The organism is Flexivirga sp. (assembly GCF_051955415.1).
Lineage (GTDB): Bacteria > Actinomycetota > Actinomycetes > Actinomycetales > Dermatophilaceae > Flexivirga.
Genome location: NZ_JBQCGS010000055.1, coordinates 1 through 6,957, shown reverse-complemented (window position 1 = coordinate 6,957; position 6,957 = coordinate 1). Strand labels below are relative to the sequence as shown.

Annotated in this window: 5 protein-coding genes; all 5 read right to left on the bottom strand. The window is 70.3% G+C overall.

Annotation, left to right across the window (positions count from 1 at the left end; translation table 11 throughout):
* Positions 1 to 121 precede the first annotated feature (121 nt).
* The 5 genes from ACTHL4_RS09455 to ACTHL4_RS09435 all read right to left on the bottom strand — a co-directional run bounded on the left by ACTHL4_RS09455 (position 122) and on the right by ACTHL4_RS09435 (position 6,813).
* Positions 122 to 460: a hypothetical protein gene (locus ACTHL4_RS09455; RefSeq protein ID WP_440282504.1), complete on the bottom strand. Its 339-nt coding sequence runs from the start codon at positions 458 to 460 to the stop codon at positions 122 to 124.
* Positions 461 to 508: 48 nt separating this feature from the next.
* Complete coding sequence (locus ACTHL4_RS09450; RefSeq protein ID WP_440282503.1) at positions 509 to 2,143, bottom strand: DEAD/DEAH box helicase; 1,635 nt, start codon at positions 2,141 to 2,143, stop codon at positions 509 to 511.
* Between the two features lie 293 nt (positions 2,144 to 2,436).
* Positions 2,437 to 3,855: an NAD-dependent malic enzyme gene (locus ACTHL4_RS09445; protein ID WP_440282502.1), complete on the bottom strand. Its 1,419-nt coding sequence runs from the start codon at positions 3,853 to 3,855 to the stop codon at positions 2,437 to 2,439.
* A gap of 7 nt (positions 3,856 to 3,862) precedes the next feature.
* Positions 3,863 to 5,287, bottom strand: coding sequence for a Re/Si-specific NAD(P)(+) transhydrogenase subunit beta (gene pntB / locus ACTHL4_RS09440; RefSeq protein WP_440282501.1), 1,425 nt, complete (start codon positions 5,285 to 5,287; stop codon positions 3,863 to 3,865).
* Positions 5,284 to 6,813, bottom strand: a complete 1,530-nt coding sequence (locus ACTHL4_RS09435; protein WP_440282500.1) for a Re/Si-specific NAD(P)(+) transhydrogenase subunit alpha — start codon at positions 6,811 to 6,813, stop codon at positions 5,284 to 5,286. The genes pntB and ACTHL4_RS09435 overlap by 4 nt, the downstream gene beginning before the upstream one ends.
* Positions 6,814 to 6,957: the final 144 nt, after the last annotated feature.

Genomic DNA, 6,957 nt, shown 5'->3' with positions numbered 1-6,957 from the left:
TCAACCGGTCGTTCGGGGCCCACTGCCACCCCGCGCGGGGAATTCGTCCGTGTTGCGTTCGGTTCGGGTGGGACCCCCCGCATTTTGGGGTGCCCGACCCGGGGCTCTGCTGCGACCGGGGTCAGCGCCCCGACCGGCCGTGCTGGAAGCGGTCCCGGCCCCCGTGGTGACCGCCGCGGCCACCTCGGTAGCCGTCGCGTCCGCCGCGCTCGCCGTACCGGCCCCGGCCACCCTGCCGGCCGCCGCGGTCGCCGTACGAACGGCCACCACGGGCCGGACGGGGCGGGGTGATCAGCCGCTGCAGGTCACTCTCGGAGATCGGCGCGCCGTCGGGGGTGCTGCCGCCGGCGGCGCGGATCACGTCGTCGCCCGGACGGGCGCTCTGCAACTCGGTGTCGACGCCCGCGGCGTCGAGCAGCCGCTGCATCGTCCGGCGCTGGTGCGGCAGTGCCAGGGTCACGACGGTGCCCTTCTCGCCCGCTCGCGCGGTGCGTCCGGCACGGTGCAGCTAGTCCTTGTGATCCGCCGGCGGGTCGACCTGCAGCACGACACCGACGTCGTCCACGTGGATGCCGCGTGCCGCGACGTCGGTCGCCACCAGCACCGGGACCTTGCCGTCCTTGAAGGCCGCCAGCACCTTGTTGCGCTGTCCCTGGCTCAGGCCACCGTGCAACGACGCGGCGAGAACGCCCTGGTCGCGCAACTCGCCGGCGACCCGGTCGGCGCCCAGCTTGGTGCGCACGAACACGACGGTGCGGCCCGGCCGATTGGCGACCTCCGCCGTCACGGTCTTCTTGTGGCGCGGCTCGATGAGCAGCGCGTGGTGGTCCATCGTCGCGACCGAGGCGGTGCCGTCATCGGTGGCGTGCTCGACCGGGTCGGTCAGGTAGCGCTCGACGACGGTGTCGATGCCGCGGTCGAGGGTCGCCGAGAAGAGCAACCGCTGACCGTCACCCGGCACCTGGTCCAGGATCTGCTCGATGGCCTCCAGGAAGCCCATCTCGGCCATGTGGTCGGCCTCGTCGAGCACGGCGATCTCCACCCGGGACAGGTCGGCGGCCCCCCGCTCCATCAGGTCGATCAACCGGCCGGGAGTGGCGATCAACAGGTCGACACCACGCTCGAGCGCGGACAACTGGGGCTCGTACGGCATACCGCCGGCGACCAGCTTGTGGCGCAGGCCGATGACGTGCACCAGTGGCTGCAGCGCATCGCTGACCTGCATCGCCAGCTCACGGGTCGGCACCAGGACGATCGCGCGCGGCTGACCGGAGCGTGCCTTGCCGCCCTGCGCGAGGCGGGTCAGCAGCGGCAGCCCGAAGGACAGCGTCTTGCCGGAGCCGGTGCGCCCGCGACCGAGCACGTCCCGGCCGGCGAGTGCGTCCGGGATCGTGGCTTGCTGGATCGGGAACGGCGTCGTGATGCCGTCGCGTGCGAGCCGCTCGACGAGGGTCTCGGGGAGCCCGAGGTCGGCGAAACCGTTGCCCTCCAAGGAGACCGGCGCAGCGGGCTGCGGTGCGCGATCCACCGTCATCCGGTCGCTGTGACGGTCGTCGCGACGCGGTCGGTCCGCACGGTAGGGGCGTTCCTCGCGCTGGGGACGCTCGTCGCGCCGGGGCCGGTCGAACGAGCGACGCTGCCGGTCCTCGTAGCGGTTGTCGCGGAAGTTGTCGCCCGGGTAACTGCGGCGGCTCGGGCGGTCGTCGCGCCGGTCGTAGCCGCGTCGGTCGTCGCGCCGGTCGTCACGGCGGTCGTAGCCGCGTCGGTCGTCACGGCGGTCATCACGGCGGTCGTCGCCGCCACGCCGGTCGTCACGACGGTCGTAGCCGCCACGCCGGTCGTCACGGTCGCGCCGCGGGCCGCGCTGCTCGTCGTAGCGCCGGGGGCCGTCAGACCGGTTGCCGTAGGAACGCTCCGACCGGTCGCGCCGCTCGTAGCGGTCTCCTCCCCGAGCACCCGTTGCCCGAGCGTCGTCGCGCCGATTGCTCCGGTTCTCAGAGCGATTCGGACCCTCGGCGCGGTCGCGGCGGGGACGGCGGTCCGTCTCCTCACCGCGTTGCTTGCGGGCGCTCGAGCGCTTCACCTCGAGCTTCTGGGCACGGGTCCACCGCGCCTTCTTGCCGTCCATAGACTTCTTGGGCATGCGTCATTCCTCTGCATGTTTGCCTGGTGCAGCTGCTGAGCGCACCTCGCGAGGGTCGGGCACGACGGATCGTCCGCATCCAGCCGGTGAACGGCCGGCGGTTGTCGCTGCTCGAGAGTCCTCGGCGCCGGAAAGATCTCGGCGCTCACAAAAGAGGTCAGCAATGAACGCAAGATCGCGTGATAACCACCCCAAGGTAGCCGACCGGTGCGGCCGGCAGCAAAACGAAACGGCCCCGCGACGTGGTGACGTTCGTCGCATCACCGCTCGGAACGTGCTGCGCTCCGGGCGGCTCAGACCTTTTCGTCGGCCTCGTCCGACCGGACCGCGTCCGCAACCGCCTTGGCGACGACCTTGGAGACGTCGGGCTGGAACACGCTCGGGATGATGTATGCCGGGTTGAGTTCCTCGGGCTTGACCACGTCGGCCAGTGCGTATGCCGCAGCCAGCATGACGTCCATCGTGACGCTGCGTGCCGCCGCGTCGAGCAGACCGCGGAAGACGCCGGGGAAGACCAGGACGTTGTTGATCTGGTTCGCGAAGTCGCTGCGACCGGTGGCGACCACGGTCGCGTGCTCCGCCGCTGCGGTCGGGTCGACCTCGGGCTCGGGGTTGGCCAGCGCGAAGACGATCGCGTCGTCCGCCATACCGGCGATGTCCTCACCGTTCAACAGGTTCGGCGCGGACACCCCGATGAACACGTCGGCTCCGCGGACCGCGTCCTTCAACGTGCCGGTGAGTCGGTCGGGGTTGGTCGACGCCGCGAGCTTGGCCAGGTCACTGCCCGGAGCCGCCTTGATGTCGGCCCGCTCCGGCTCGACGACACCGTTGATGTCGGACAGCACGATGTCCTTGGCGCCGGCAGCCATGAGCAGCAACGCGATCGCCGTGCCGGCCGCACCGGCGCCGGACTGCACGATGCGGACGTCGGACAGTTCCTTGCCGACCACGCGCAACGCGTTGCGCAGCGCGGCCAGCACCACGATGGCGGTGCCGTGCTGGTCGTCGTGGAAGACCGGGATGTCCAACTCGTCACGCAGCCGCCGCTCGATCTCGAAGCAGCGCGGCGCCGAGATGTCCTCCAGGTTGATGCCGGCGAACTCCGGCGCGACGGCCTTGACCGTGCGGATGATCTCCTCGGTGTCCTTGGTGTCCAGGCACAGCGGGAATGCGTCGATGTCGGCGAACCGCTTGAACAGCGCCGCCTTGCCCTCCATCACCGGCAGCGCCGCGAGCGGACCGATGTCCCCGAGCCCGAGCACTGCGGTGCCGTCCGTGACCACCGCGACGGTGTTGCGCTTGATCGTCAATCGCCTTGCGTCCTCGGGATTCTCGGCGATGTCGAGGCAGACCCGCGCAACACCCGGGGTGTAGACCATGGACAGGTCGTCGCGGTTGCGGATCGGGACCTTGGACTCGATCTTGAGCTTGCCGCCGAGGTGCGCCAGGAAGGTGCGGTCACTGACCTTGTGGATCTCCACACCCTCGACCGCGCGCATCGCCGCGACCAGCTCGGCGGCGTGGTCCGCGTCGCGCGCGGCGGCAGTGACGTCGATGGTCATCCGCGCGTTGTCGGAGTGGTTGATGTCCAGCGCGGTCACCAGTCCCCCGTTGCGCTCCACCGCGCCGGTGAGCTCGCTCACGGCGGTGGCCCGGCCGGGCAGGTCGACGCGGACGGTGATCGAGTTGGACACAGAGGGCAGCGCAGTCATGCGGGCATCATTTCAGGCCGCTGATCACGGCGGCGACCTGGTCCTTCGCGTCACCGAAGAGCATCCCGGTGTTGTCCCGGTGGAAGAGCGGATTGGGGACACCGGCATACCCCGATGCCATCGATCGCTTGAGGACCACGACGTCCGCGGCCTCCCACACGCGCAGCACCGGCATCCCGGCGATGGGCGACCCGGGATCCTCGGCGGCCGCCGGGTTGACGGTGTCGTTGGCACCGATGACCAGCACGACGTCGGTGTCTCCGAACTCGTCGTTGATCTCGTCCATCTCCAGCACGATGTCGTAGGGCACCTTCGCCTCCGCCAGCAGCACGTTCATGTGCCCCGGCAGCCGCCCGGCCACCGGATGTATGGCGAACCGCACCTGTTTGCCGCTGTCCCGCAGCGTGCCGGTGAGGTCGGCGACGGCGTACTGCGCCTGCGCCACCGCCATCCCGTAGCCGGGCGCGATCACGACCGACGTCGCCGCGGACAGCAGGTCGGTCACCTCCGCCACGGTGGTTTCCCGGTGACCGCCCAGGTCCGCGTCGTTCGCCGGGCCCGCTTCGATGCCGAAGCCGCCGGCGATCACCGACAGGAACGACCGATTCATCGCCCGGCACATGATGTAGGACAGGTAGGCACCGGAGGACCCGACGAGCGCACCGGTGACGATCAGCAGGTCGTTCTCCAGCAGGAAACCGGATGCGGCGGCCGCCCAGCCGGAGTAGCTGTTCAGCATCGACACCACCACCGGCATGTCTCCGCCGCCGATGGAGGCGACCAGGTGCAGGCCGAGTGCCAGCGCGAGCACGGTGACCACGACCAGCAGCCACAGCTGCGGTTGTATGACGAACCACCCGGTCAGCGCGACGAAGACGGCCAGCGCGCCCAGATTGAGCAGGTTCTTGCCCGGGAGCACCAGCGGCCGGGACTGCATCCGCGCCGACAGTTTGAGGAACGCGATGATCGAACCGGTGAAGGTGACCGCACCGACGAAGACCCCGATGAACACCTCGGCGTGGTGGATGCCCAACGTGGACAGCGACTCCAGGTGGCGTGCTTCCGATCCGCGCGGGTCGTGCTCGACCTGCAGGTAGCCGTTCCAGCCGACCAGGACGGCCGCGAGGCCGACGAAAGAGTGCAGCAGCGCGATCAGCTCCGGCATGCCGGTCATCTCGACCACCCGGGCGCGCCACAACCCGATGGCGCCACCGATGACCATCGCCACGATCAGCAGCGCCAGGCCGGAGCCCTGGATGTCCCGGTCGACGGCGAGCGCGATGGTGGCGCCGAGCGCCAGCGCCATACCGGCGATGCCGTAGGTGTTGCCGGCTCTGGCGGTCTCGTGCTTGGACAACCCGTCGAGGGCGAGGATGAACAGCAGGGCGGCGACGATGTATGCCGCAGACGCGGCGGAAGCAACGGTGATCATGATCGCGCGAACATTCCGAGCATGCGGCGGGTGACCGCGAAGCCGCCGAAGATGTTGATCGACGCGACCAGGATCGCCATGCACGAGATCACCGTGATCGCCGAGCCGTGCTGCCCGATCTGCACCAGGGCGCCCACCACGATGATCCCGGAGATCGCATTGGTCACCGACATCAGCGGTGTGTGCAGCGCGTGGTGCACGTTGCGGATCACGTAGTAGCCGATCACGATCGCGAGCGCGAAGACGGTCAGGTGCACCGTCAGGGCGGCCGGTGAGATCGCCAGCAGGACGAACAGCACGACCGCAGCGCCGAGCACGCCGCCCATGCGGCGGGCCGGCGAGACGGGTTGCCGCTCCGGCTCGGGTGGTCGCGGCGGCGCGGCGGCCGGCGGCGGTGAGGGTGCGGCGGACACCGGCACGGCGGGTGGCGGCCAGCGCGACTCGCCGTCGCGGACGACCAGCAGGGAGCGCTGCACCACGTCGGCCTCGTCGAGCACCAACTGCCCGTCCTTGCCCGGGGTGAGCAGTTTCATCAGGTTGACCAGGTTGGTGCCGTAGAGCTGGGACGCCTGCGCCGGCAGACGGCCGGCCAGATCGGTGTAACCGATGATGGTCACGCCGTTGCCGGTCCGCACCACCTCACCCGCGACGGAGCCCTCCACGTTGCCGCCGTTCGCGGCTGCCATGTCGACGACGACGCTGCCCGGCCGCATGCTGGCGACCATGTCGGCGCTGATCAGCCGGGGTGCCGGTCGTCCCGGGATCAGTGCGGTGGTGATGACGATGTCTACGTCCTGCGTCTGTGCGGCATACAACTGCGCTTCGCGAGCCTGGTAGTCCTGCCCCATCTCCTGTGCGTAGCCGGTCGCCGACACCTCGGCGCCCGGGTCCTCGATCGACAGGTATTCGCCGCCGAGGGACCTGACCTGGTCGGCGACCTCCGGGCGCGGGTCGGTGGCCCGCACCACCGCACCCAGCGACACGGCGGTTCCGATGGCCGCCAGGCCGGCGACACCCGCACCGCACACCAGCACTTTCGCCGGGGGGACTTTGCCTGCCGCGGTGACCTGACCGGTGAAGAACCGGCCGAACGTGTGCGCGGCCTCCACGACCGCCCGGTAACCCGCGATGTTGGCCATCGAGGACAGCACGTCCAGGGACTGTGCGCGGGAGATGCGCGGCGCCGCATCGAGCGCGAGCGCGGTGATCGGCCGCCGGGACAGGTCCGCGACCAGCTCCGGACGGATGCGCGGCGCGAGGATGCCGACGACCGTGGCGCCGGGACGCAGCCGGTCCAACTGTGCGGCGCTGAGCGCGTCGACGCCGAGGACGATGTCGGCGTCGAGGGCATCGCCCAGCGCGGCACCGGCGGCGGCATACGCCTCGTCGGCGAAGCCGGCACGTTCCCCGGCGCCGGGATCGACCACGACGGCATACCCGAGCTTGCGCAGTTGTCCCACGGTGGCCGGCGTCGCCGCGACACGCGCCTCCCCCGCCGCGGCCTCCGTGACAACTCCGATCCGCATGGGGACCCTCTCGCTCGGTTGTCGTCATCGTAGGGTCCGGACCGACCCCCGGAGGAGAAACGAGAACACCGCAGCCGGACCAGGAAACCGCTGCGGTGTGGGGTGATGTTGGGTCTCGCGTGGTGGTGGCGGGAATCGAACCCG

Coding starts and splice junctions, on each gene's coding strand:
- ACTHL4_RS09450 (WP_440282503.1), bottom strand. CDS start 2,143: ATGCCCAAGAAGTCTATGGACGGCAAGAAGGCGCGGTGGACCCGTGCC.
- ACTHL4_RS09445 (WP_440282502.1), bottom strand. CDS start 3,855: ATGACTGCGCTGCCCTCTGTGTCCAACTCGATCACCGTCCGCGTCGAC.
- pntB (WP_440282501.1), bottom strand. CDS start 5,287: ATGATCACCGTTGCTTCCGCCGCGTCTGCGGCATACATCGTCGCCGCC.
- ACTHL4_RS09435 (WP_440282500.1), bottom strand. CDS start 6,813: ATGCGGATCGGAGTTGTCACGGAGGCCGCGGCGGGGGAGGCGCGTGTC.